This window comes from Actinokineospora pegani (genome assembly GCF_009745975.1).
GTDB classification, from domain to species: Bacteria; Actinomycetota; Actinomycetes; order Mycobacteriales; family Pseudonocardiaceae; genus Actinokineospora; species Actinokineospora pegani.
Map to the genome: position 1 here is coordinate 42,952 of NZ_WHOL01000098.1, position 24,511 is coordinate 67,462.

19 protein-coding genes and 1 pseudogene are annotated in these 24,511 nt (G+C 74.6%); 9 read left to right on the forward strand and 11 right to left on the reverse strand.

Features of this window, described 5'->3' with window-relative positions; all coding sequences use genetic code 11:
• Window positions 1-31: 31 nt before the first annotated feature.
• Window positions 32-1,420, reverse strand: coding sequence for a family 2B encapsulin nanocompartment shell protein (locus tag GCL84_RS17545; protein ID WP_235926372.1), 1,389 nt, complete (start codon window positions 1,418-1,420; stop codon window positions 32-34).
• A 319-nt stretch (window positions 1,421-1,739) separates the two neighbouring features.
• Between GCL84_RS17545 and GCL84_RS17550 the strand changes: the two genes are divergently transcribed.
• The 4 genes from GCL84_RS17550 to GCL84_RS17565 all read left to right on the forward strand — a co-directional run bounded on the left by GCL84_RS17550 (window position 1,740) and on the right by GCL84_RS17565 (window position 6,806).
• On the forward strand, window positions 1,740-2,483 hold the full coding sequence (locus tag GCL84_RS17550; RefSeq protein WP_156756572.1) for an SDR family NAD(P)-dependent oxidoreductase: 744 nt from the start codon (window positions 1,740-1,742) through the stop codon (window positions 2,481-2,483).
• 104 nt (window positions 2,484-2,587) lie between these two features.
• Window positions 2,588-2,974, forward strand: coding sequence for a hypothetical protein (locus tag GCL84_RS17555; RefSeq protein ID WP_235926373.1), 387 nt, complete (start codon window positions 2,588-2,590; stop codon window positions 2,972-2,974).
• Window positions 2,967-3,392 (forward strand): hypothetical protein, encoded by a 426-nt coding sequence (locus tag GCL84_RS17560; RefSeq protein ID WP_156756573.1) that lies wholly within the window; start codon window positions 2,967-2,969, stop codon window positions 3,390-3,392. The genes GCL84_RS17555 and GCL84_RS17560 overlap by 8 nt, the downstream gene beginning before the upstream one ends.
• Before the next feature lie 618 nt (window positions 3,393-4,010).
• Window positions 4,011-6,806 (forward strand): helix-turn-helix transcriptional regulator, encoded by a 2,796-nt coding sequence (locus GCL84_RS17565; protein WP_156756574.1) that lies wholly within the window; start codon window positions 4,011-4,013, stop codon window positions 6,804-6,806.
• Between the two features lie 409 nt (window positions 6,807-7,215).
• On the opposite strand, the gene GCL84_RS17570 is transcribed toward GCL84_RS17565, so the two are convergent.
• The 6 genes from GCL84_RS17570 to GCL84_RS17595 form a co-directional block, all read right to left on the reverse strand.
• Window positions 7,216-8,799 carry a class I adenylate-forming enzyme family protein gene (locus GCL84_RS17570; RefSeq protein WP_156756575.1) on the reverse strand — a complete coding sequence of 528 codons (1,584 nt, stop codon included), beginning with the start codon at window positions 8,797-8,799 and terminating at the stop codon, window positions 7,216-7,218.
• Complete coding sequence (locus tag GCL84_RS17575; protein ID WP_235926375.1) at window positions 8,796-9,551, reverse strand: class I SAM-dependent methyltransferase; 756 nt, start codon at window positions 9,549-9,551, stop codon at window positions 8,796-8,798. The genes GCL84_RS17570 and GCL84_RS17575 overlap by 4 nt, the downstream gene beginning before the upstream one ends.
• A 268-nt stretch (window positions 9,552-9,819) precedes the next feature.
• Window positions 9,820-11,088, reverse strand: a complete 1,269-nt coding sequence (locus GCL84_RS17580) for an FAD-dependent oxidoreductase (protein ID WP_197523320.1) — start codon at window positions 11,086-11,088, stop codon at window positions 9,820-9,822.
• A complete protein-coding gene (locus tag GCL84_RS17585; protein WP_156756578.1) occupies window positions 11,085-11,984 on the reverse strand; it encodes a UbiA family prenyltransferase in 900 nt (299 codons plus the stop codon). Before GCL84_RS17585 ends, GCL84_RS17580 begins: the two co-directional genes overlap by 4 nt.
• Entirely contained in the window at window positions 11,981-13,105 is a 1,125-nt protein-coding gene (locus GCL84_RS17590) for a DegT/DnrJ/EryC1/StrS family aminotransferase (protein WP_235926377.1), read from the reverse strand. Before GCL84_RS17590 ends, GCL84_RS17585 begins: the two co-directional genes overlap by 4 nt.
• A complete protein-coding gene (locus GCL84_RS17595; protein WP_156756580.1) occupies window positions 13,102-14,310 on the reverse strand; it encodes a DegT/DnrJ/EryC1/StrS family aminotransferase in 1,209 nt (402 codons plus the stop codon). Before GCL84_RS17595 ends, GCL84_RS17590 begins: the two co-directional genes overlap by 4 nt.
• 182 nt (window positions 14,311-14,492) lie before the next feature.
• Here GCL84_RS17595 and GCL84_RS30125 point away from each other — a divergent pair, with 182 nt between their 5' ends.
• The 3 genes from GCL84_RS30125 to GCL84_RS17610 are packed head-to-tail and all read left to right on the forward strand — an operon-like array spanning window position 14,493 to window position 17,835.
• Window positions 14,493-15,506, forward strand: a complete 1,014-nt coding sequence (locus GCL84_RS30125; RefSeq protein WP_156756581.1) for a Gfo/Idh/MocA family oxidoreductase — start codon at window positions 14,493-14,495, stop codon at window positions 15,504-15,506.
• On the forward strand, window positions 15,503-16,534 hold the full coding sequence (locus tag GCL84_RS30130) for an Ldh family oxidoreductase (protein ID WP_156756582.1): 1,032 nt from the start codon (window positions 15,503-15,505) through the stop codon (window positions 16,532-16,534). The genes GCL84_RS30125 and GCL84_RS30130 overlap by 4 nt, the downstream gene beginning before the upstream one ends.
• Window positions 16,531-17,835, forward strand: coding sequence for an FAD-dependent oxidoreductase (locus GCL84_RS17610; protein WP_156756583.1), 1,305 nt, complete (start codon window positions 16,531-16,533; stop codon window positions 17,833-17,835). The genes GCL84_RS30130 and GCL84_RS17610 overlap by 4 nt, the downstream gene beginning before the upstream one ends.
• Window positions 17,836-17,901: 66 nt before the next feature.
• On the opposite strand, the gene GCL84_RS17615 is transcribed toward GCL84_RS17610, so the two are convergent.
• Window positions 17,902-18,438: an EF-hand domain-containing protein gene (locus GCL84_RS17615; RefSeq protein WP_156756584.1), complete on the reverse strand. Its 537-nt coding sequence runs from the start codon at window positions 18,436-18,438 to the stop codon at window positions 17,902-17,904.
• A gap of 279 nt (window positions 18,439-18,717) precedes the next feature.
• Between GCL84_RS17615 and GCL84_RS17620 the strand changes: the two genes are divergently transcribed.
• Both GCL84_RS17620 and GCL84_RS17625 read left to right on the forward strand, forming a co-directional pair.
• Window positions 18,718-19,023 carry a hypothetical protein gene (locus GCL84_RS17620; protein ID WP_156756585.1) on the forward strand — a complete coding sequence of 102 codons (306 nt, stop codon included), beginning with the start codon at window positions 18,718-18,720 and terminating at the stop codon, window positions 19,021-19,023.
• A gap of 9 nt (window positions 19,024-19,032) precedes the next feature.
• Entirely contained in the window at window positions 19,033-20,262 is a 1,230-nt protein-coding gene (locus tag GCL84_RS17625) for a nucleotide sugar dehydrogenase (RefSeq protein ID WP_156756586.1), read from the forward strand.
• Between the two features lie 26 nt (window positions 20,263-20,288).
• On the opposite strand, the gene GCL84_RS17630 is transcribed toward GCL84_RS17625, so the two are convergent.
• The 3 genes and pseudogenes from GCL84_RS17630 to GCL84_RS17640 form a co-directional block, all read right to left on the reverse strand.
• Window positions 20,289-21,752: an AlkA N-terminal domain-containing protein gene (locus GCL84_RS17630; RefSeq protein ID WP_156756587.1), complete on the reverse strand. Its 1,464-nt coding sequence runs from the start codon at window positions 21,750-21,752 to the stop codon at window positions 20,289-20,291.
• Between the two features lie 198 nt (window positions 21,753-21,950).
• Window positions 21,951-23,590, reverse strand: a pseudogene (locus tag GCL84_RS17635) (ABC-F family ATP-binding cassette domain-containing protein).
• A complete protein-coding gene (locus GCL84_RS17640; RefSeq protein ID WP_156756588.1) occupies window positions 23,587-24,501 on the reverse strand; it encodes an alpha/beta hydrolase in 915 nt (304 codons plus the stop codon). Before GCL84_RS17640 ends, GCL84_RS17635 begins: the two are co-directional and overlap by 4 nt.
• Window positions 24,502-24,511: the final 10 nt, after the last annotated feature.

Genomic DNA, 24,511 nt, shown 5'->3' on the forward strand with positions numbered 1-24,511 from the left:
CGGACGGCCTCGGCCGCCCGCGCCGGGCGGGTCAGAGACCGATCTGGACGTTCTCCATGACCGCGAGCGCGTCCGGGACCAGGACGGCGGCGGAGTAGTAGGCGCTGACCAGGTAGGAGATGACAGCCTTCTCGTTGACGCCCATGAACCGCACCGACAGCGACGGCTGGTACTCGTCGGGGATGCCGGTCTGGTGCAGGCCGATGACACCCTGCTGGGCCTCGCCGGTGCGCATGAGCATGATCGAGGTGGAGCGGGTGTCGCTCACCGGGATCTTCGAGCACGGCAGCAGCGGGATGCCGCGCCAGCTCGGCACCTGGTGCCCGGCGACGTCCACGTTGGCCGGGTAGATGCCGCGCTTGCTGCACTCGCGGCCGAACGCGGCGATCGCGCGCGGGTGGGCCAGGATGACGCTGGGGTCCTTCCACACCTTGGCCAGCAGCTCGTCCATGTCGTCCGGGGTGGGCGCGCCGTTGCGGGTGTGGATGCGCTGGCGGGCGTCGCAGTTGCGCAGCAGCCCGAAGTCCTTGTTGTTGACCAGCTCGTGCTCCTGGCGCTCGCGCAGCGCCTCGATGGTCAGCCGGAGCTGCTGCTCGACCTGGTCCATCGGCTGGTTGTAGAGGTCGGCGACGCGGCTGTGCACGCGCAGCACGGTCTGGGCGACGCTGAGCTCGTACTCGCGCGGGTTGTCCTGGTAGTCGACGAACGTGCCCGGCAGGTCCACCTCGCCCTCGTGGCCGGCCGACAGCTCGATCGGGTGCTCGCCGTCGCGGTTGCCCGCGCCGGACTCGACGAACGCGCGCAGGTGCTCGGCGAGCGGCTCGGAGCGCTCGAGGAGGTTCTGGAAGTCCGCGCGGCGCAGCGTCAGCACCGTGGTCGGGGTGGCGGCGCGGGCGGTGAAGTCCCAGATCTTCTCCTCCAGCAGACCCCACTGGTCGAAGTAGTCGCCGTCGGCCACCACCCCGACCACGGCCTCCTCGCCGTACTGGCCCGCGGCGTGCTGCTCGACGCGGCCGTGGGCGATCACCAGGAACTTGTCCTCGGCGTGCCCCCACTCCACGAGCGTGTCGCCCGCCTCGAAGGTCTCCTCGGCGAACAGGTTCGCCAGGGCGGCCAGCGTCTCCTCGTCGTCGAACTCGCGCAGGAAGGCCAGCTCGCGCAGGTCGCCCGCGATGACCCGGGACTGCGAGCCGCTGCGGTCGACATCGATGCGGCCGTCACCGACGGTGTAGCTGCGGCGCTGGTTCACCCGGTAGGTGCCGCCGCTGACCTGGGTCCACGGCAGCACGCGCAGCAGCCAACGGGAGGTGATCTCCTGCATCTGCGGCACGGACTTCGTCGTGGTCGCGAGGTTTCTCGCCGCCGCGGTCCCCAGCGACTGCTGCGCAGCGGCGTCGAGGGGGTGCAGGGTCTCGGTCACAGCGGTACCGCCATTCCTGTTCCGGATGCCTGAAACGAGTCGATCGGTCGGGGACGCGTGCGCCATCGCACCGACGCGGCGCTGGACTCCCTTGTGCGCCAACGGGGTCGCGTCGACCGTCGTCGAAGCTAGCAACAGCGCGGACGCACCGTCAGTCCCTGAATGGGATGGTTGTTTCGCACCCCGGACAGCCCCAGGTCACTCTGAGATCAACATTTGGCGACCGCGCCACCCGTCTTTCACTCGATGATCTCCGATCTCGCGGCAATCGGGGGCACCTGCCGCGTCGCACTGGCGGCCGGGGCGGCAAACTGGTCCAATGACCGGTTCGGTGATCATCCTGGGCGGGCGCAGCGAGATCGGCGCCGCGCTGGGTCGCGAGCTCGTGCTGGCCGGGGCGCGCGAGGTGGTGCTGGCCGCGCGTGACCCGGCGTCGGTCGGCGGGGTGGAGCGCGACCTGCGGGCCGCGGGCGCGACGGCGGTCACCGCCGTGCGCTTCGACGCCGACGACCTGGGGTCGCACGCCGGGCTGGTGCGGCGGCTGGCGGCCGAGCACGCGCCGGTGGCCGCGGTCGTGGTGGCCTTCGGCGTGCTGGGGGACCAGGCGCGCGCCGAACGCGACGTCGACCACGCGGTGTCGGTCGTGCACACCGACTACGTCGCCCAGGTGAGCGTGCTCTCGCACTGGGCGAACGCGCTGCGCGCACAGGGCGGCGGCGACCTGGTGGCGTTCTCGTCGGTGGCGGGGGTGCGCGTGCGGCGGGCCAACTACGTCTACGGGTCGGCCAAGGCCGGGTTGGACGGTTTCGCCTCCGGCCTGTCCGACGCCCTGGTCGGCAGCGGGGTCCGGCTGCTGGTGGTGCGGCCGGGGTTCGTGGTCGGCCGGATGACCGAGGGCATGTCGCCCGCCCCGCTGTCCAGCACGCCCGCCCAGGTCGCCCGCGCGGCGCGGAAGGCGCTGGCCGCGGGCAGGCGCGACGTGTGGGTCCCCTTCGGCCTGCGCCCGCTGTTCTTCGTCCTGCGGCTGCTGCCCCGGTGGCTGTGGCGGCGCATGCCGCGCTGAGCGGCCCGTCCGCGGTGGACGCCCAAACCCCGCTGGCGGGTGCGTCCGCCATGCGTGCGACGCTCTTCGGTACACGCAGGTCATGGCGAGAATGGGGGCCCGCAGTGGTCGACGGTCTGACCACCACGCTGAACTGGTTCGCGCTCGGGATGGCCCTGTGGTCGGTCGTCCTCGTCATCCTGCTCCGGCCCCCGCTGCCGGGCAGGCCGGACGGGTGGGCCTTCCTCGGGGTGCTGGCCCTGCTGGAGCTGGGGCTGCTGGTCCAGGCCGTGGTCGGGCTCGCGCGGCTGGCCGGGACCGACCGCGAGGTCGAGGGGCTGACCTTCGCCGGGTACCTGGTCGGCGTGCTGCTGGTGCTGCCGATCGCGGTGTTCTGGTCGTTGACCGAGCGGACGCGGTGGGGTGTGGCGGTGCTGGTCGTCGGCTGCCTGACCGTCGCGGTGCTGAACGTGCGGTTGGCCCAGGTGTGGACGGGGGCGGCGGGTGTCTGAGCCGACCCTGCGCGAGGCGACCCGCAGCGGGCCGGGCAGGCTGCTGATCGCGGTGTACGCCCTGTTCGCGCTCGCCGCGTGCGCGCGCTCGGCGGTGCAGATCGGGACGCACTTCGAGCGGGCGCCCACGGCCTACCTGCTGTCCGCGCTGGCCGCCGTCGTCTACGTCGTGGCCACCGTGGGCCTGGTGCGCGGGTCCCGGGCGTCGCGGCGGGTGGCGGTGGTGTCGTGCGCGGTGGAACTGGTCGGGGTGGTGGCGGTGGGCGCGTTCAGCCTGCTGCACCCGGCGGCCTTCCCGGACGCGACCGTCTGGTCGCTGTTCGGCCGCGGTTACGGATTCGTTCCCCTGGTGCTGCCCGTACTCGGACTGCTGTGGATACGCCGGACGGCGCCGGGAGCCACTCGGACGGCCCAGTGAGGCCCGTTCTCGGGGCGCACTCGATCTGCGCAGCGTGAACGCCGGGATCGAACCACTGGATCAATACCTATTCACCGAGAAAAACGGAACGCTCAATTCCGTGACAACCACGGCAGCCACCCGAGTGGTTAATCCGAGGTGTCGCGAACGTGTCCGCGATGGCTCCGACGAGAGTCGCCAAGGCAGACGGGCGCGGCCCGACCGACTGTTCCAGGTCTCATCTTCGAGCCGCCAACAGCAGTTGCTTAAGGTAGTCTTGAGGTTTCGGTTGGTGATTAACTCACGCAGTAAAACCCAGCCAATCGTTACCCTCTGTTTCCAGGATTAATCATGGGATTGCAAGAGTTCGTTGAACCGGAAAGCACCGGGAGCGCACCCGGTTTCGGCGGGTAGGCCCGCCGCCGCATGTCGATGGTCCGAACGGTCTAGGCCCGGCGACTGGACCGGGCCCCGATTCCCATTGTTAACGGCATCAATTGCCAAAGCTTCCACTCTCGTGGGCCAACCCGTTAGATTCAATCTGAAGAGTGGGAACGGTGGGGAAATACCGTCACACTGCGTGACGCCGATGCTGGTGCGGGGGGTCGGCGGAGCGCGGAGGAAGCGGAGGGTCAGACCATGTCGCTGGTTGAACGCCACGACGAGTTCAGCGCGCTCACCCGGCTCTACGCCGAGGCCGCCCGCGGCCGGGGCCAGGTCGCCCTGATCAGCGGCGGCGTGGCCAGCGGCAAGACCGAGCTGCTGCACACCTTCGCCGAGCACGTCGCCGGGGCGGGCGCCGTGCTGCTGGCCGCCACCGGTTCACGGGCCGAGCGGACGCTGCGCTTCGGCGTGGTCCGCCAGCTCGCGCAGAGCCCGGACATCCCCGGCACCCTCGGCGAGCAGGCCACCAGGATGCTGCGCGTGCGCGAGGCGGCCGACGCCGAGGGCGGCGGCGACCCGTCGGCCCTGGGCCGCGAGAGCGCCCGCATGCTCGACACCCTGTGCGCCACCCTGCTCGACGTCGCCAAGCAGGCCCCGGTCGTGATCGCCGTCGACGACGTGCAGTTCGCCGACCCCGCCTCGCTGCAGTCGCTGCTCTACCTGCAGCGGCGCATCCGCTTCGGCCGGGTGCTGGTGGTGCTGACCGAGTGGGCGCTGCCCCGGCCCACCCAGGCGGTGTTCCGCGCCGAGGTCACCCGCCAGCCCAACACCTGCCACCTGCGCCTGGCCCCGCTGTCCCCGGCGGGCGTCGCCGAGCTGCTGGCCCAGCGCTTCGACCAGGCCACCGCCGCCGCCCTGGCCCCGGTGCACCACGCCGTCAGCGGCGGCAACCCGCTGCTGGTGACCGCGCTGGCCGAGGACCACCGGGCCGCGGGCAGGCGGGCGGGCGAGTCCGACGTCGTCGTCGGCCCCGAGTTCGCCGCGGGGGTGCTGGCCTGCCTGCACCGCTGGGAGCCGGGCATGCTCGACGTGGCCAGGGGCCTGGCCCTGCTCGGCGGCACGGGCACCCCGGTCGTGCTGGCGTCCCTGCTGGAGATGACCTCCGACTGCGCCGCCCAGGCGCTGGACGTGCTGGAGATGGCCGGGCTGCTCGACGCGGGGCGGTTCCGGCACCCGGTGGCCAAGGCCGCGGTCCTGGACAGCATGGCCCCGGCCGAGCGCGGCGAGCTGCACCTGCGCGCCGCCCGCCTGTGCTTCCGCGACGGCGCCCAGGCCGTCGAGGTCGCCGCGCACCTCACCGCGGCGGCCGACCTGGACACCCGGGTCAGCGGGCAGTGGGCGGTGGCGGTGCTGCGCAACGCGGCCCAGGAGGACATCGTCGCCGACCGGGTCGACCTGGCCGTCCACCGCCTGGAGCTCGCCGCCGCGATCACCGACGAGCCCGACGAGCACGCCGACCTGACCACCGAGCTGCTGCGCGTGGAGTGGCGGCGCAACCCCTCGGCCGCCGCCCGGCACCTGACTCCGCTGCGGGCGGCGATGGCCGAGGGCGGCCTGTCCCCGCGCAACCGGCTGCACCTGGCGAAGTTCCTGCTCTGGTACGGCCACACCGACGAGCTGGCCGAGGCGCTGTCGGCGTTATCGGGCGCACCGGACTCCCCCGCCACCGGCCAGGCCGGGCTCGCCCTGCACTGGCTCGAGTTCCTGCACCCCCCGGTCGTCACCGCCGTGCCCGCCCCGCGCCAGTCCGGGGTGATCACCGACCCCTGGACCCGGGTCGCGGCGATGCTGGACCGGGTCCGCTCCGGCGCGCCCCGCTCGGAGACGATCACCGCCGCCGAACAGGTGCTGCAGAGCTGCCGACTGGGCGAGCAGACCCTCGGCTCCCAGCTCTCCGCGCTGGTCACCCTGATCCTCGCCGACCGCACCGACCGCGCCGCGCACTGGTGCGACGCGCTGCTGGTCGACGCCACCGAGCGCGGCGCCGACACCTGGCTGGCCGTCCTCGGCGCGCTGCGCGCCGAGGTGTCGCTGCGCCAGGGCGACCTCGCCGCCGCCGCCGAGGGCGCGCGCGGCGCCGTCGAGCGCCTCTCCCCCCAGGGCTGGGGCGTCGCCATCGGGGTGCCGCTGGCCGTGCACGTGGCCGCCGCCACCGCCATGGGCGCGCACGACCGGGCGGCGGGCCTGCTGCGCACCCCCGTGCCCGAGGCGATGTTCCAGACCCAGTTCGGCCTGCGCTACCTCGCCGCCCGCGCCGAGCACTACCTGGCCACCGGCCGCGCGCACGCCGCGCTGGCCGACCACCAGCGCTGCGGCGCCCTGATGGCCCGCTGGGACCTGGACCTGCCCGCCCTGGTCCCCTGGCGCTCCGGCGCCGCCGCCGCCCACCTGGCCCTGGGCAACCGCGACGCCGCCCGCGTCCTGATGGCCGAGCAGATGTCCCGCCCCGGCGCCGACGGCCCCCGCACCCGCGGCATCTCCCTGCGCGTCCTCGCCGCGGCGGCCACCACCGAACGCCGCATCCCCCTCCTCGATGAGTCCGTCGAGTCCCTGCACACCGGCGGCGACCGCTACGAACTCGCCCGCTCCCTCCTGGCCCTGAGCCACGCCCACAACACCACCGGCGACACCGAACGGGCCCGCACGGTGGCCCGCCGCGCCGCCCAACTGGCCAAGGGCTGCCAGGCAGACCCCCTGACCCGCGAGCTCATCCCCGGACGGGAGGCCGAAGTGCCGGAACAAACCACCGAGCGACGCCCAGACACCACCGCCGCCCTGGACATCCTCAGCGACGCCGAACGCCGCGTGGCGGTGCTGGCCGCACTGGGACACACGAACCGGGAGATCGGCGGCAAGCTCTACATCACGGTGAGCACCGTGGAACAACACCTGACCCGCGTCTACCGCAAACTCAACGTCAGCAGGCGCACCGACCTCCCCGCGGGCCTGCCCCAACAACTCCTGGCGGCAGCCGCCGCCGAGGACAACTGACCCCCAGCGATCCCCAACGGCAGCGGACCGACCGGATGCCGCCCGCAGCCACCTACGGGCGCACGCGCCAGACCGCCCGCCGTCCACCCTGCCCCTCGCGCGCCACCCACCCCCACATCACAAACCCCAGGCCCGATCCCCGCGCACAACCACCCCGTCCGTTCAAACCCCACCACCCCGCGCGACACCAAACCCCGCCACACCACTGGGGGCGTCCCGATGCCCATTCTACCGGCTTAGCCCGAAAGTGACCCCGAAGTCGATCATGCCTGTGGACAACTCCACCGACCAGGCAGCGGACAGCGACCCACGGACATCACTCGTCCACTGAGGACACTCAATCCCAGGTGACACCCTCGAACGACCCCACCGAGGCGGACAGCGACAAACTCAGCAGGCCGTCACCGGTTCAGGTCCACAGCCCCGACCCGTAGGTCATGTCGTCGCGGTGGAGGGTGCGGCGGAGGGCGGAGCGGCGGACCTTGCCGGTGGCGGTGCGGGGGATCTGCGACCAGGTCAGCACCACCGGGTCGGCCAGGGGTGGCAGGTCCTGCTGGGCGGCGGCCCAGGCGAAGGGGGCCAGGGTGCCCGACTCGGTCACCACGACCGGGGTGGGCAGTTGGCCGGGGACGCCGAGGACTATGCACTCGACGGCTTCGGGGAGGCGGTCCTCCAGGATGTCCTCCAGCTCCACGCAGCTCTGGCCGGGGATCAGGTCGACCTCGCGGTCCAGCAGCCGGAACGCGCCGGTGGGGGTGCGCAGGCCGAGGTCGCCGGTGTTCCACCAGCCCTCGTTCCACTTGGCGTGCCAGCGGGCCTGTTCGGCGACGTAGCCGACGCAGGTGACCGGGGTGCGGACCAGGACCAGGCCGGGGGTGCCCGGTGGGACTTCGGCGAAGGTGCGGCGGTCGACGATGCGCAGGTGGGCGCGGCCGGGGGCGGGGCGGCCGAGGCCGCGGGTGGTCGGGTTCCGGCCCGCCCTGGCCGCCAGCGAGCGGCGGGTGAGCAGGCGGAAGGTCAGCGGGCCGGTCTCGGTTTGGCCCCACACCTGCAACCAGACCGGGCACCGCTTGCCGGAGGCTTCGAGGAAGGCGCGGATGGTCGGCGGGTGCATGGCGTCGAAGGTGCTGACGAACAGGCGGACCCCGGCGAACAGGTCGCTCGCGACGGCCAGCCGGGTCCAGCGGACGAAGGTGGACGGGAGCGCCTCGAGCGTGGTGGGCGGGTGCTCGCGCAGCACCGGCTCGACGTCGTCCGGGTCAGCGATGATCACCAGTTCGCGGGGGGCGAGCGACAGCACCGCCGCCGTCCACGGGACCGAGCGGCCGTGGCAGAAGGCGATGGCCGAGCACACCACGTCGGAGCGGCGGGCCGAGAGCACCGGGACGCGGGTGCCCTCGGCGGCGGCGATGCCGTGCAGCATGGTGCGGGTGGTGTGCACGACGAGCTTGGGCAGCCCGGTGGTGCCCGAGGTGTGGTTGACCACGAGCGGGGCGTCCGGTCCCCGCTCGACCACCGGTGGGGGCGGTTCGCCCTTGAACCCGGCCAGCGCGGTCGCCGCCCCGAAGTCCCCGTCGAGGCTGACCGTGCGGCCGACCACCGAGGTCAGGTCGACCCCCTCCGCCCGCGCCTTCGCCAGCACCGACCGACAGGTGATCAAGGTGGTTGGTTCGAGCCGCTTGACCAGCACCTGCAACGACTCCGCGGACAGGTGGTCCGACAGCAGCGCGGGCACCGCGCCCAACCGGGCCACGGCGGCGGCCAGCAGCACGTAGTCCCAGTGGTTGCGCTTGACGATGGCGACCGTGTCCCCCTCGGCCACCCCCGCCGCGTGCAGCGCCCCCGAGGTCTCCCGGACCAGGGCGGCCAACCCGGCCATGTCGTGCCGGACACCGCGCAGCGGAGCCAGGTCGAACGGCCTGCTCAGGTGCACGACGGTGGCCGCGGACCGCGCGGCGTCGTCGAACAAGGTGGCCAACGAGCGAATCTTCACGGGGTGTCCTTCCGCCCGACAACGGTGACCATGACCTGCGTCAGCCAGGTGTGCGCGGGGTCGGCGAAGGCGAGCACGGCCGCGTCGACCGCGGCCTCGGGGACCCGCCCGGCCAGCCGGGGCCGCAGGTGCTCGAGCCAGAGCGCGAACCAGCGGGCCTGCGGGGTGCCGCCGCGCACCACCTCGGCCCGGCCCTCGGCGCGCACGGACAGCCCGGCGTCCACCGCGAGGTCGACGTCGAGCAGGCCGCAGCGCGGGTGGTAGCCGGACTCGACCATCACCGCGTAGGCGGCGGCCTTGACCTCGGCGTGGAAGGCGCCGTCGGCGTGGCTGAACAGCGACGTCGTGTCGGTGTCCTCCAGGACCAGGAGCCCGCCGGGGGCCAGCGCGGCGGCCATCTCGCGCACCGCGGCACGGCGGTCGGCGAGGTGCTGGACGACCAGGCGGGCGTGCACCAGGTCGTAGTCCCCGCCGGGCAGCGGGTCGCGGCACACGTCGACCCGGTGCACCGGCACCCCGGCCGCGGCGAACCGGTCGGTGTCCAGGTCGACGGCCGTGACCTCGGCCCCTTGCGCGGCCAGCCACCCGGCCACCGAGCCGCGGCCCGCGCCGACCTCCAGGCACCGCCACCCCGGCCCCACGCCCAGCGCGCGCAGCCGGTCGCGGGTGCCCGGGTCCCACAACGCCTCGCCGAGGGCCAGCCGCTCGTCCTCGCGGGCGAACGCCGTGTCGAACACGTACACCCCGGTCACGTCCCGCTCCCGACCAACGCGGGCACGCGACCCGAGACCTTCTCCGCACGCGGCCACGTCGGCCCCGCATCAACCGCGGCAGCCACACCCCCACCGCCAAAGGCCGGACGCAGCGCCTCGCCCAGACCAGGCACGAAACTCGCCGCCCCGGTCACGTCCCGCCCCCGGCTCGCGTAATCCACAGTAGACACACCTTGGCCGACAGAGGCCGGGCGCAGCGCCGCCGCGATCAACGCCCCGTCAACAAACCAGGCCCCAGCCAGCCCGGTCACGTCCCACTCCCGACCAACACAGGCACGCGACCCAAGATCCTGGCCGCGACCTTCTCCGCCGACCGGACCGCCCCCTCCGCACAGGGCCGCGCCGACTCCCAGTCACCCGCGTAGTCCACAGTGCACGCGGCGCGCCCGACGAAGGCCGGGCGCAGCGCCATGGCGGCCGGGGTCGGCATCGGCAGCCCGTCGGCGAACCGGGCGACGACGGTCGCCCGCACCGCCTCGGTCAGACCGGGCACGAAGCGCGCCGCCCCCCTGACCAGCGCCGCCGCCACCGCCTCGTCCGGCGCCTCGAGCCAGTCGGCGGGCCGGGCGGCGACAATGCCGATCATGCCCATGCCCTGGGGCGCGCGGTCGGCGCAGCGCCGGTCGTCGAACGACAGGCCCGCCACCACCTGGTCCTCGACCCGGGGCACGGCCAGGGCGAATGACGGCGTCTCCGGGCCGAGCGGCCGGTCCAGCAGGCAGACGACCTTGACCATCGGCCGGTACTCGCAGGCGTGCACGTAGGCCGGGGCGCCCGGGTGCAGCCGGGCGGCGACGGGCGCGGGCACGGCGAGCACGATCTGCCGGGCGGTCAGCGCCGCCGCGTCGGTGACCAGGCGGGCCCCGGCGCTGGTCGTGGTGACCGCGCGGACGGGCACCCCGGTGCTGACGTCGAGGTGCTCGGCCAGCGCCAGCGACAGGGCGTCCATGCCGCCGCGGTAGGCGCGGTAGGTGCTCGGGGAGCCGACGGCGCGCAGGTGCGCCAGCATCGGCCCGGCGCAGGCGCGCTCGACGTCCCAGCCGAAGAACCCGGCGGCCAGCGGTTCGAGCAGGTAGTCGCGCAGCTCCCGGTTGCGGACGCGGGCCAGCGGCCGGTCGCCGTGCGCCTCCGGGGTCTCCACGTCGCGGCGGCGGGCCAGCGCCACCGCCAGCGCGGCGCGCGCGAACGGGCCCAGCGCCCGCCCGCCCCGCTCGCCCAGGCCGGGGACCACCCGGCCGCGGCGCCAGACGGCGATGTCGCGGCCGATCGGCGGGGCGCAGTCGTCGTCGAGGCCGAGCGCGCGCACCAGGCGCCAGGTGGCGGGGTAGCCTGCCACGCCGAGCATCTCCGCGCCGGTGTCGAACACCGCCCCGTGCCGCCGCACCGCGCGGGTGCGCCCGCCCACGGCGTCGTGGGCCTCGAACACGTGCACTGTCCGGCCTGCCGCGTGCAGCGCGTAGGCGGCGGCCAGTCCGGCCGGGCCCGCGCCCACCACGGCGACATCGAGGTCGGTCACCAGAACTCCACGAGGTTGACCACGAACAGGGACACCACCATGACCCGGTGCGCCAGCAGGCCGAGCTTGCGCGCGCCGAGCACGTCACCGAGGCCGACGCCGCGCCGGAGCTGCGCGACCCGCACCGCCAGCACGGGCAGCAGGGCCGGGGCGAACCACCACGGGGTCGCCCCGAGCCCGGCGGCCGAGACGACCAGGGCGGCCTCGGCCAGGCTCAGCGCGGCGATGAACGCGCGGTTGCCCGCGGCCCCGGCCAGCACCGCCACCGTCCGCCGCCCCACCTCGGCGTCGCCGCGGACGTCGGCGGTGTTGGAGTAGACGCCGACCAGCAGCGGGCCGAGGCCGAACAGCGCCGCCTGCACCGCGGCCATCGCCGAGACGGTCCCGCTGACGAGACCGACCCCGCAGAGCACGAGCCCCGCGCCGAAGCCCGCCAGGAAGACCTCCTGCGCGCCCCGGTAGCTGATCTTGAGGCCGTAGGAGTACTGGATGGCCGTGCCGAAGCACACGGCCAGCAGCACAAGTGTCCACAATGGAGCTTCGAGGCCGAGCGCCAGCCACAGCAGCCCGCCCAGCGCCGCGCACGTCCAGCCGAACCCGGTGGCCTGGCGCACGGTCAGCTCGCCGGTGAGCAGCGGCTTGCGGGCCAGCCTGCGCGCCGGGGCGTCCGGGCCGTAGTTGCGCGCGTCGCTGCCGTCGCGGAAGCCGGTGACGTCGTCGAACGCGACCGCGGCGGCGACCACCAGCACGGTGCCGACGCCGAAGGCCAGCAGGGTGCCCAGGCCCGTCAGCCCGCACAGCGACCAGGCCAGCGGCAGCGCGAGGTAGTAGTCCCAGACGTCGAGCTTGGCCAGCCGGGCGTAGGCGCTCAGCCGCCCCGGCGCCAGCGTGGTCACCGCGGCCCCCCGGGGAACGAGCAGACCGCGTCGGCGACGGCCTCGACCTCGGCGTCGGTCAGGTGCGGGTAGATCGGCAGCGCCAGGGTGCGCGCGCAGGCCAGCTCGGCGTGCGGCCAGTGCCGCCCCGGTCGGGTGTAGGGGGCGAACGCCTCCTGCGCGGGCAGCGGCCTCGGGTAGTAGACGTGGCTGCCCACGCCCCGGTCGGCCAGGTGCCGCCGGAGGTCGTCGCGCTGGTCGACCAGCAGCGAGTAGACGTAGAAGCAGCGCCCGTCGCGGCCCGGCGGCGGGGGCTGCACGCCGCGCTTGACCAGCCGCTCGAACCGGTCGGTGTAGTAGTCGGCGATGGCCGCCCTGCGCTCGAGCCTGGCCTGGAGGCCGGGCAGCCTGCGCAACTGCACCTCGGCGAGGATCTCGTCGAAGCGGCTGTTCGTCCCGACCACCCGGTGCTCGAACCGGCGCCCCGGCGGCTGGCCGTGGTTGCGCAGCATCCGCACCGCGCGGGCCAGGTCCACGTCGTCGGTGACCACCGCGCCGCCCTCGCCGACCGTGCCGAACGTCTTGACCTGGACGAAGGAGAACACGCCCGCGTCGCCCCAGCACCCGGCCGGGACGCCCTCGAGCACCCCGCCCTGGGCCACCGCCGAGTCCTCGACCAGCCACACGCCGTGCCGGGTGGCCAGCTCGCGCAGCGCGGGCATGTCGGCCATCACCGAGAACATGTGCGCGGGCATCAGCGCGGCGGTGCGCGGGGTGATGGCCTCCTCGACCTCGTAGGGCTCGACGGTCATCGTCCACGGGTGCACGTCGGCGAACACCGGCGTGGCCCCGACGGAGATCACCGAGGAGGCCAGCGGGGCGCAGCCGAACGCGGGCACCACCACCTCGTCGCCCGCGCCGACGCCCATGGCGCGCAGCACCAGGCTCAGCGCGCTGGTGCCCGACGAGCAGGCGACGACCTCCGCGGCGCCGACCTCGGCGCGCAGCGCGGCCTCGAACGCGGCGGTGCGCTCGCCGAGGATGAACCGCTGGTCGGCGCCGGTCCCGATGTCGTGCACGATCTCGAGGAGCTGGTCGCGCTCGTCGTCGAACAGGTCGGGGGGGAAGAACGGCAGCATCACGCGCCACCCCCGCCGTAGAAGGTGCGCACCAGCGCGCACACCCGGTCCAGGTCGGCGTCGGCCAGGTCCGGGTACAGCGGCAGCGCCACCGCCGTCGCGCACGCCCGCTCGGCCACCGGGAACTGCCCGCGCCGGTGGCCGAGGTCGGCGAAGCAGGGCTGCAGGTGCAGCGGGGTCGGGTAGTAGACCTCGGTCTCCACGCCGTGCGCGGCCAGGTACCGCACCAGCGCGTCGCGGTGGTCGACCTCGACGAGGTAGACGTAGAACACCGGCGTGGTCTCCACGTCCCGGCGGACCAGGGTGGGCAGCCTGCGCACGCCGGGGCAGCCCGCGAGCTGCTCGGTGTAGCGCAGGGCCAGCTCGCCGCGGCGGCGGATGTCGGCGTCGAGGGTGCTCAGCTTGGCCAGCAGGATCGCGGCCTGGAAGTCGTCCATCTTGCTGTTGCAGCCGGGCAGGGCGGTCCCGGTGTTGATGGCGGGGAAGTTGTCCACCGTCCGGCCGAACCGGCCGTGGTGGCGCAGGGCGGCGGCGGTCTCGGCCACGCGGTCGTCGTTGGTGATCACCGCGCCCGCGTCGCCGAGCGCGCCCAGGGTCTTGGAGGGGAAGAACGACAGCACGCCGCCCGCGCCGACCAGCCCGGCGTGCACGCCGTCCCAGCGCATCCCGATGGCCTCGGCGCTGTCCTCGACGAGGGTCAGCGCGTAGCGCTCGGCGACCTCGGTCAGCGCGCCGAGGTCGGCGGTCTGGCAGAACAGGTGCGCGGGCATGACCGCCCGGCTGCGGCGGGTCACCGCCGCCGCGGCGGCGTCCGGGTCGAGCGCGTAGCTGTCCGGCTCGATGTCGGCGAAGACCGGGCGCCCGCCCGCGAGCACCACCGACGAGGCGGTGGCGACGAAGCTGAACGCGGGCACGACCACCTCGGAGCCGGGGGTGAGCCCGGTGGCCCGCAGCAGCAGGACCAGCGCGTCGGTGCCGGAGTTGACGCCGACGACGTGCCGGGCGCCGATCCGCTCGGCCAGCGCCGCCTCGAACGCGGCGACCAGCGGGCCGTGCGAGTACTTGCCCCTGGCGATCACCTCGTCGAGCAGCGGCTCGACCCTGGGCCACAGCGCCGCGAACCCCGCGGCCTGGGTGAAGAACGGGACCCGCGGGGCGGCGTACCCGGGGACACCGGGCCCCCCGGAGACCGCTGCGGCCTGCTCCATCGTTGTCCTCTCCGGACTCGGCGCCGATCGGGCGAGTCCCAAAGGTATGCCTGGCGGAACCGTTGGGCCGCAATGGAAACAAAAGATCACACGGTTGGGTGGCAAACCCGGTTTCGCTTTGACACAGCGGCGGCACCCCGTCGAATCTGGACGCTCGGACTCCCCTATCCCCTGGAGGCTCCATGCTGGGCGCGCTCGTGGTGGGCCTCGGCCGTTCCGGCGCCGGGCTGCACCTCCCCGTCCTGCGCGCGCTCGGCCACGGGCAGGGCCGCGCCCTGGGCAGGCCGCCGATCGTCGTCGTCGACCCCGCCGCCACCGTGCCTGCCGCGCCGGACGTGCTGCCCGCGCTGTCGCTGGCGCACGCGGCCCGGCTGATCAACCCGGCCAGGACCGTCGTGCACCTGTGCACGCCGCCCACCGCCCGGCTGCGACCGCTCACCGAGCTGGCCGGGCTGGGCTTCACCCGGGTGCTGGTCGAGAAGCCGCTGGCCGCCGACGAGGTCGAGCTGGCCGGGGTGCTGCGGCTGCGCGCGGAGGCGGGACTGGACCTGCTGCCGGTGGCGCAGTGGCGGTGCAGCGAGCTGACCAGGAGGATCGCGGCCGTGGTCGCGGGCGGCGAGCTGGGCGCGCTGCGGTCGCTGTCGTTCACCCAGACCAAGCCGCGCTTCACCAGGACCGCGCAGGGCGACAGCCACACCACGGCGCTGGACGTCGAGGCCCCGCACTCGGTGGCGGTGGCGCTGCACGTGGCGGGCACGGCGGAGGTCGCGCGCGCGGAGCTGGCGGACATGGTGGTCGGCGACCGCTCGCACCGGCACATGGGCGGGGCGCGGCTGTCGCTGCGGCACGCGGGCGGGGTCCACACGGAGATCCGCACCGACCTGACCTCACCGGTCCGCGAGCGCCGGGTCGTCGTGGAGCTCGAGGGCGGCACGCTCATCGGCCACTACCCCGCGACCGACGCCGACGACCACTCCCAGCTCGTGGTGCGCACCGCCTCGACGCACTCGCACTCGGTCTTCCGGGACGACTCGCTGCGCGCCCTCATCGCCCGCGCCCACGAGCACTTCGAGGGCGGCGACCCGCTGTTCGACGAGCCCGCCAACGGCGCTTCCGTGGTCACCCTGCTCGCCCGGGCCAAGAAGCTGGCGACCGCCCAGCCGGAACCGTCGCGCCCCCTGGCGGCCGCGCTGTGAGCAGCACACCCGCGGCCCTGACGGCGTTCACCACCGAGGTCTTCACCACCCTGGGCCTGCCGGACGAGGACGCGGCCGTCAGCGCGCGGGCCCTCGTGCACGCCGACACCCGGGGCATCGCCTCGCACGGCGTCGCCAACCTGTCCCGGGTCTACCTGCCGCTGCTGCGCTCCGGCCGCGCCCGCCCGGAGGCCAAGCCCGAACGCCTGGTCGACCGGGGGCCCGCGCTGCTGGTCGACGGCGACCGCGCGCTGGGCCTGTGGCTGGCCGCCGCCGCGGTCGACCTCGCCGCCCTGCGCGCGGCCGACTACGGCGTCGGCGTGGTGTCGGTGCGCAACGGCACGCACTTCGGCGCGGCCGGGTTCCACGCGCTGCGCGCCGCCGAGCAGGGCATGGTCGGCGTGGTGCTGGCCAACTGCGGCCACCAGGCCCTGGCCCCCGGCCCGTCCGGCGGCCGGAAGCTGTTGGGCACCAACCCGATCGGCATCGCCTGCCCGGCGGGCGGCCACCCGCCGTTCCTGCTGGACATGAGCACCACCACGGCCCCCACGGGCAAGGTCCGCCAAGCCGCCCGCGCGGGCGTCGCCGCCCCCACCGGCTGGCTCACCGACGGGGCCGGACCCGTCCACGACCCCGCCGCCCTCGACAGCGGCGCGGGCTGGCTCACCTGGCTGGGCGCCCCGGGCCCGGCCGAGTACAAGGGCTTCGGCCTGGGTCTGGCCGTGGAGGTCCTCGCCGCCCTGGTCCCCGGTGCGGGCCTGGGGCCCACCGCCGACGCCGCCGCGGACGACGACATCGGCTTCCTTGCCCTGGCCCTGGCCCCCGAGACCCTCCGCCCGGGCTTCGCCGCCGACGCCGACCGGCTCTTCGGCGCGGTCCTCGACGCGGGCGAGACCTACCCGGGCGTCCCCGAGTCCCGCCTGCACGCGGACGCCCACGCCCACGGCGTGCCGCTGGCCGACGACATCCGCGCCGAACTGGACGCGATCGCCGAGGACCTCGGCATCACCCCCCTGGACCGGCGATGAGCCGTGCGGTGGTCGCGGGCGTCAGCGTCGCCGGGCTCGCCGCCGGGCGGGTGCTGTCCCGGCACTTCGACGAGGTCCTGCTCATCGAGCCCGACGTGCTGCCCAAGGGCACCGGGGCGCGCGGCGGGGTGCCGCACAGCGAGCAGATGCACGTCCTGCTCGGCCTCGCCCAGTCGTTGCTCGACCACTGGTTCCCCGGCCTGACCAGTCTCGTGCGCACCGACGGCGCGGTCCTGTGCGACTCCCGGGCCACCCGGATGTGCACCGACGGCGTCCCCCGGCCGCTGGTCGCGGGCTTCCCGCTGCTGCCCGTGCGCCGCACGGTGCTGGAGTCCCGGCTGCGCGACGCGGTGCTGCCGCTGCCGCCGGTGCGGCTGTTCCGCGACCGGGTGGTGGGCCTGCGCCAGCGCGGTGGCCGGGTCGACGGCGTCGTCCTGGCCAGCGGCCGGTCCCTGGGCGAGGTCGACCTCGTCGTCGACGCCACCGGTCGCGGGTCGCGCGGGGGCGAGTGGCTGCGCCACCTCGGGTACGCCCCGCCGCCGCGGCGGCGGCTCAAGCTCGACCTCGGCTACGCAACCGCGCTGTTCCACCGCTCCGCCGAGCACCCGACCCTCGACGGCCTGCTCAGCTCGCACTCCACCCGCACCGGCCTGCACGGCGCGCCCGGCGTCGCCACGGTCGCCCCCGTCACCGACAGCCGCTGGTCCTGCCTGATCTCCGGCTACGGCGACGACCGCCCCACGGCCTCCCCTGGCGAGTTCCGCCGCCGCTGCCTGGCCGAGCCCGCCGCGGGCTTCGCCGACCTGGTCCGCCGCTGCGCCCCCGCGGGCCCCGTCCGCGTGCACCGCTTCCCCCACGCCCAACGCCGCGACCACCACCTCGCCGAGACCCACCCCGAGGCCTTCATCGCGGTCGGCGACGCCGTGGTCTCCTGCAACCCCGTCTACGGGCAGGGCATCCCCTCGGCCCTCCTGCACGCGAGCGCCCTGGACGCCTGGCTGACCGAGTCCGCCCCCACCGCGGCCTTCTTCGACCGCACCCGTGCCCTCGCCGACGCCGTCTGGCAGACCTCGGCCCCCCTCGACTCCCGCCTCCCGCACGTGACCGGCGATCGCCCGCCCTCCACCAGGCTCACCCGGGCCCTCGCCGACCTCATCAACACCTCGGCCCACAGCGACGAGGTCCTGGCCCGCCGCTTCGCGGCCGTGGTCCACATGCGGGAGCACCCGTCCACCCTGGCCACACCCTCCACGGTGGCCAGAGCGGTGATCACCGCGGCCAAGGCCCGGATCTCCCGCTGATCCCTTTCTGGAAAAGGGCACAGGAATAGCCGCCTCCCCCGGGGAGAGGCGGCCACCCCGCCGAACTCAGCGACCCAGCAGCGCCACGTCGTGCTTGCCCTGGTGGTAATCGCGAACGGCCACGACCAGCTCTTCCACCGTCAGCGCCCCGCTGCCGTCGGTGTCGATCCGCGCGAACGCCTTGTCCGCCTCCCGCGGGTCGACGCCCGTCGCGCGCAGCCAACTCTGGAACTCGGTCGGGTTGACCTCGCCGTCGCCGTCGGTGTCGGCGATGTTGACGATGGCCTCGATGGTCGGGCGCAGGGTGCGGTCGAAACCGGCGTTGCCGCCGTCGACGACCTCGCGGGTGGCGGCGTCGAGGAACTGGTCCATGGTGACTGAGCCGTTCGGGCCGACACCGGTCATGTCGGCGAGGGCGTCCCACATGGACAGGTAGGCGGAGACGAGGTTGCGGCCCTTGGGGGAGGTCTCGTGCTCGCCGAAGCTGCGCAGGATGCGACGCGCCTCGATCTCGTAGTCACTGCGGTCGATGGACCCGTCCCCATTGGCGTCCCAGAGCTCGAACCGGCGCTGCAACCTGCTGTCGGAAACGCTTGCGGTCACGACATGCTCCTTATGCACTGAGGGAAACAGGCGCGGAATGGCGCCCGTCAGCGACCGTAGCAACGAATCCGGGCCACGGACCTGTTCTTTCGGGTGCATTTCCGCGATCCGCGAATACTTGCAGCCGCAGTGTCGATTACGGGAATGGTTGCACTTTATGCACTAACGCACGGTCACCGGAACCCTATCTATGGTGTTAGACGAATACCCGTCTCGGCGATCGCGCGGCGGGTGGGACCAGGCCACGATGGGCGGCGTCCACTGTGGAAGGAGTTCTCGATGAAGCACGCAGGCGCGGTGCTGCTCGCCCTCACCCTCGCCACCGCCGTCCCCGCCACCGCGGCGGCGGCCGAGGAGCCGGACCAGGTCGTGGTCTTCCAACACGAGTTCACCGAGCTCTCGGTCTACCCCGAGCCCGAGGGCTGCGTGCGGCTCCCGCTGGCCTCGCACGTCATCTTCAACCAGACCGACGAGCCGATCACCATCTACGCCGACCCGCTGTGCCTGGTGCCGATCGAGCCGGTCGCGCGGATCAAGCCGGGCCACGGGTCGCACGTGTCCTCCGTCGGCAGCTTCCGGGCCTGAGAGGCCGGGGTGGACCTGGTCGTCGTCGGGCTCGGGTACGTGGGGTTGCCGCTGGCCGCGCACGCCTGCGCGGCCGGGTTGACCGTGGTGGGGGTCGACACCGACCCCCGGGTGGTGGACGCGCTGCGCGCGGGCCGCTCCCCGGTGCCCGGCCTGGACACCACCGCGCTGACCCCCGACCAGTTCGTCGCCACCACCGGGTTCGGCGCGGTCGCCGCGGCCGAGGCCGTGGTCATCTGCGTGCCGACCGGGCTGGTCGACGGCGAGCCGGACCTGCGGGCGGTGATCGCCGCGGGTCGCGCGGTCAGCGAGCACCTGCGGCCCGGCACGCTGGTCGTGCTCGAGTCCACCAGCTACCCCGGCACCACCGAGGACGTGCTGCTGCCGCTGTTGCAGGCGCGCGGGCTCATCGGCGGCGTCGACTTCCACCTGGCGTTCTCCCCGGAGCGCATCGACCCGGGCAACGCGGAGTTCGGCCTGCGCAACACCCCCAAGGTCGTCAGCGGGCTGACACCGTTGTGCGCCAAGCGGTGCGCGGCGTTCTACGAGCAGTTCGTCGACACCGTCGTGCCCGCCGCCGGGCTGCGCGAGGCGGAGACGGCCAAGCTGCTGGAGAACACCTACCGCCTGGTCAACATCGCCCTGGTCAACGAGCTGGCGGTGTTCTGCGAGCGGCTCGGGATCGATGTGGCCGACGTGCTGCGCTGCGCGGCCACCAAGCCGTTCGGGTTCCAGGCGTTCCGGCCGGGGCCGGGCGTCGGCGGGCACTGCATCCCGGTCGACCCGCGCTACCTGGCCGACCGGGCGCGGTCCGAGGGCCTGCCGTGCTCGCTGGTCGACGCCGCCCACCAGGTCAACGCGGGCATGCCGGGCCACGTCGCGCGCCGCGCCCGCGACGTGCTCGCCGCCGCGGGCAGCTCCGTGGCCGGGGCGAGGGTCCTGCTCGTCGGGGTCACGTACAAGCCCGACGTGGCCGACCTGCGCCAGACCCCGGCCGTCAGCGTGGCGCGGCGGCTGCGGGCGCTGGGGGCCGAGGTGTCCTACCACGACCCGCACGCGCCCGCGTTCGTCGTCGACGGCGAGCCGGTGCGGGCCGAGCCGGACCCGGGCGCCCCGGCGGACCTGGTGGTCCTGCTCCAGGACCACGCCGCGCTCGACCTGCCCGCGCTGGCCCGCGGCCCCCGACCGGTGCTGGACACCAGGGGTGCCCTGGCCGGGGACCACGTGCACCGCCTCTGACCCGCCTCGCGGGGCCAGGCCCCGGGTCAGGCGGGCTGCGGGCTCGCCTGGAGGTCGTGGACGGCCCAGAGGTACTGCACGGCGTAGGCGCGCCACGGCCGCCACGCCGCGGCGTGCGCGGCCAGCGACGCCGGGGTGAACGGCAGCCCCAGCGACCGGGCCGCCGCCCGCACGCCGATGTCGCAGGCCATGAACGCGTCCGGGTCGCCGAGCGCGCGCATCGCGATCGTCTCCACCGTCCAGCGGCCGAACCCGGGCAGCACCTCCAGCCGGGCCCTGGCCCGCTCCCGGTCCGCGCCGACCCCGAGGTCGATCGCGCCGCCCGCCAGCCCGGTGACCAGGCTGACCATCGAGTCCTTGCGCGCCTTGGGCAGGCCGAAGCGGTCGGGGTCGACCGCGGCCAGGGTGGCGGGGAGCGGGAACAGGTGGGTCAGCCCGCCGGCCGGGTCATCGATCGGGTCGCCGTGCTCGGCCACCAGCCGCCCGATCTGGGTGCGCGCGGCGGCGGGGGACATCTGCTGGCCGATGACGGTCCGGATGGCCAGCTCCGCGCCGTCGACGGTGCGCGGCACGCGCCTGCCCGGGTCGCGCCGGACGTGCGGGGCCAGCGCCGGGTCGGCGCAGAGCAGGTCGTCGACGGCCACCGGGTCGGCGTCGAGGTCGAGCAGCCTGCGGCAGCGGCTGATGGCCCGGGACAGGTCGCGCAGGTCGGTCAGGGCCAACTGGCAGGCGATGTGGTCGGTGGTGGGGCGCAGCGTGGCGATGCCGCTGCCGTGCGGCAGCCGCAGGGTGCGGCGGTAGGCGCCGTCCCGCCACTCCTCGACCCCGGCCACGGCGGTGGCGGCGAGGTGGCCGAACAGGTTGTCCGGGCACAGCGGCTCGCGGAAGGGCAGCCGCAGCGAGATCACGCCGGGGCTGGCCACCTGCCTGCCCGCGCGCAGCCGCAGCTCGGTGGGCGGCAGCGCGAACACCTCGCGCACGGTGTCGTTGAACGTCCGGATGCTGCCGAACCCGGCGGCGGCGGCGACCTCGCTCATCGGCAGCGCGGTCGTCTCGATGAGCAGCCGGGCGGTCTGCGCGCGCTGGGCGCGGGCCAGGGCCAGCGGTCCGGCGCCGAACTCGGCGAGGAGTTGGCGCTCCACCTGGCGCACGCTGTAGCCCAGCCGGGAGGCCAGGCCGGGCACCCCCGCCCGGTCCACGACGCCGTCGGCGATCAGCCGCATCGCCCTGGCGGCGAGGTCGGCGCGCTCGTTCCACTCGGGCGACCCGGGGGAGGCGTCGGGGCGGCAGCGCTTGCAGGCGCGGAAGCCGGAGCTCTGCGCGGCGGCGGCGCTCGGGAAGAACACCATGTTCTCCGCCTTGGGCGACATGCTGGGACAGCTCGGGCGGCAGTAGATGCGCGTGGTGCGGACGGCTGTGAAGAACCAGCCGTCGAACCGCGCGTCCTTGGACCGCACCGCGCGCACGCAGCGATCGAAATCCTCATGCACCCGGCCAAGGATGATGGTCACCCCGTACAGCGTGCTAGCGGTAAAACGACCTGGATGACAACTCGGCCAAAGCGTCGCATTCCCGCTAGCGACTGTGCGTGCCCACATCCTCACACAGCGCGGCGCGGCACTGTCCCGATCGGATGATCGCGCAGGTTCCCGTGCAGTGTCGAGGAATCCTCTCTCCTTGGCGTCGGGTCAGCCGCGCTCGTGGACAGTCCCGTCCACGACCTCGACGCGGCGGTCCACGGCGACCGCGTCGAGCATCCGGCGGTCGTGCGTGACGAGCAGCAGGGTCCCCGGGTAGGTCGCCAGCGCGCTCTCGAGCTGCTCGATGGCGGGCAGGTCGAGGTGGTTGGTCGGCTCGTCGAGCACGAGCAGGTTGACCCCGCGCGCCTGTAGCAGCGCCAGCGCCGCCCTGGTCCGCTCGCCGGGCGAGAGCGTCGCCGCCGGGCGCCGGACGTGCTCGGCGCGCAGGCCGAACTTGGCCAGCAGGGTGCGCACGTCGGCGGTCTGCCACTCGGGAACCTGCCGCTCGAAGGCGTCGGCGAGCGGTTGTCGCCGAGGAACAGCCCGCGCGCCTGGTCGACCTCGCCGACCTGCACGCCGGGACCGAGGTAGGCCTCGCCGCCGTCGAGCGCGGCGCGGCCGAGCAGGGCGGCGAGCAGGGTCGACTTGCCGGCGCCGTTGGCCCCGGTGATCGCGACCCGGTCGGCCCAGCCGACCTCCAGCGTCACCGGGCCGAGGGTGAACGGGCCGCGGCGCACCACCGCGTCGCGCAACGCGGCCACCACCGCGCCCGCGCGGGGCGCGGCGGCGATCTCCATGCGCAGCTCCCACTCCTTGCGCGGTTCCTCGACGACCTCGAGGCGTTCGATCATCCGCTCGGTCTGGCGCGCCTTGGACGCCTGCTTCTCCGTGGCCTCCTGGCGGGTCCTGCGGCTGATCTTGTCGTTGTCCTTGGCCTTGCGGCGGGCGTTGCGCACGCCGTGCTCCATCCAGCCGCGCTGGGTGCGCGCCCGCTCCTCCAGGCCCGCCTTGGTGTCGGCGAACTCCTCGAACCGCTCGCGGGCGTGCCTGCGGGCGATCTCGCGCTCCTCCAGGTAGGCCTGGTAGCCGCCGCCGAACAGCGAGGTCTGGTTCTGGTGCAGGTCCAGCTCGAGCACGGCGGTGACGGTCCGGGCGAGGAACTCGCGGTCGTGGCTGACCACGACGACCCCCGCGCGCAGGCCGCCGACGAAGGCCTCCAGCCGGGCCAGGCCGTCGAGGTCGAGGTCGTTGGTCGGCTCGTCGAGCAGGAACACGTCGTAGCGGCTCAGCAGCAGCGAGGCCAGCCCGGCGCGCGCGGCCTGCCCGCCGGACAGCGACACCATCTCCTGCTCCAGCGCCACGCCCAGGCCGACCTCGGCGGCCGCGGTCTCGGCCCGGTCGTCCAGGTCGGCCCCGCCCAGGGCGAGCCAGCGCTCCAGCGCGACGCCGTAGGCGTCGTCCGCGCCCGCGCGGGCGACGGCGAGGTCCTCGGCGGCGGCGTCCATCGCCCGCTGCGCCTCGGCGACCCCGGTGCGGCGGGCGAGGAAGTCGCGCACGGTCTCCCCCGGCCGCCGGTCCGGCTCCTGCGGCAGGTAGCCGACGGTGGCGGTGGCCGGGCTCAGCCGGACCTCGCCGTCCTCGACCGCCAGCAGCCCGGCGAGGGTGCGCAGCAGCGTCGACTTGCCCGCGCCGTTCACCCCGACCAGGCCGATCACGTCACCCGGCGCGACGACCAGGTCCAGGCCGTCGAACAGCAGGCGGTCGCCGTGGCCCGCGGCGACGCCCTTGGCCACCAGCGTCGCGCTCACGCCAGCTCCGCCCGCAGCGTCGCCGCGACCTGGGCCACCGCGGCCCGCGCGGCGTCGAACAGCGCCAGCCCGCGCAGGAAGTCGTGGGCCTGGCCCTGGTAGCACACCGACACGGTCGGCACCCCGGCCTCGGCCAGCGCGTGCGCGTAGGCCTCGCCCTCGGTGCGCAGCACGTCGTACTCGGCGGTGACCACCAGCGCGGGCGGCAGCCCGGCCAGGTCGGCGGCCAGCGGCGACAGGTCCGGGTGCGCCCGGTCGTAGCCCTCGGGGGCGAACCGGTCCCAGCAGTAGCGGCCGTCGGCGAGCTGGACGGCGGCCAGGTCCGGGAGCGCGAACGCCGCCGGGTCCTTGTCCGGGGTGCCCGGGTCGACCACCGGGTAGATCAGGACCTGGCTGGTGAACCCGGCGCCGACGTCGCGCCAGCGCCGCGCGGTGACCGCGGCGAGGTGCCCGCCCGCGGAGTCGCCCACGACGGCGACCCGGTGCGGGTCGAGGCCGAACTCCGCGGCCCCGGTCCGGCGCAGCCACAGCACCGCGGTGTCGATGTCCTCGAACGCCGCCGGGTACGGGTGCTCCGGGGCGAGCCGGTAGTCGATCGCGGCGACCGCGGCCCCGGACAAGGCGGCCAGGTAGCGGCACAGCGGGTCGTAGGTGTCCAGGCCACCGCCGTTGACCCAGCCCCCGCCGTGCAGGAACACGACCAGCGCCGGGGTGTCCCCGGGCAGGTAGAGCCGCACCGGGACACCGTCCGCGTCCACATCGGACACCTTGGCGACCTCCGTGCCCGGCCCGGAGAACGCCGCCGCGCCCTCGGCCAGCGCCGCCCGCAGCCGCGGCAGCGCGTCGTCGCTGACCGCCTCGCGCGCCGGGGCGGCGGCCAGCACCGCCGCGACCTGGGGGTGCAGGGGCACCTGGCCACCT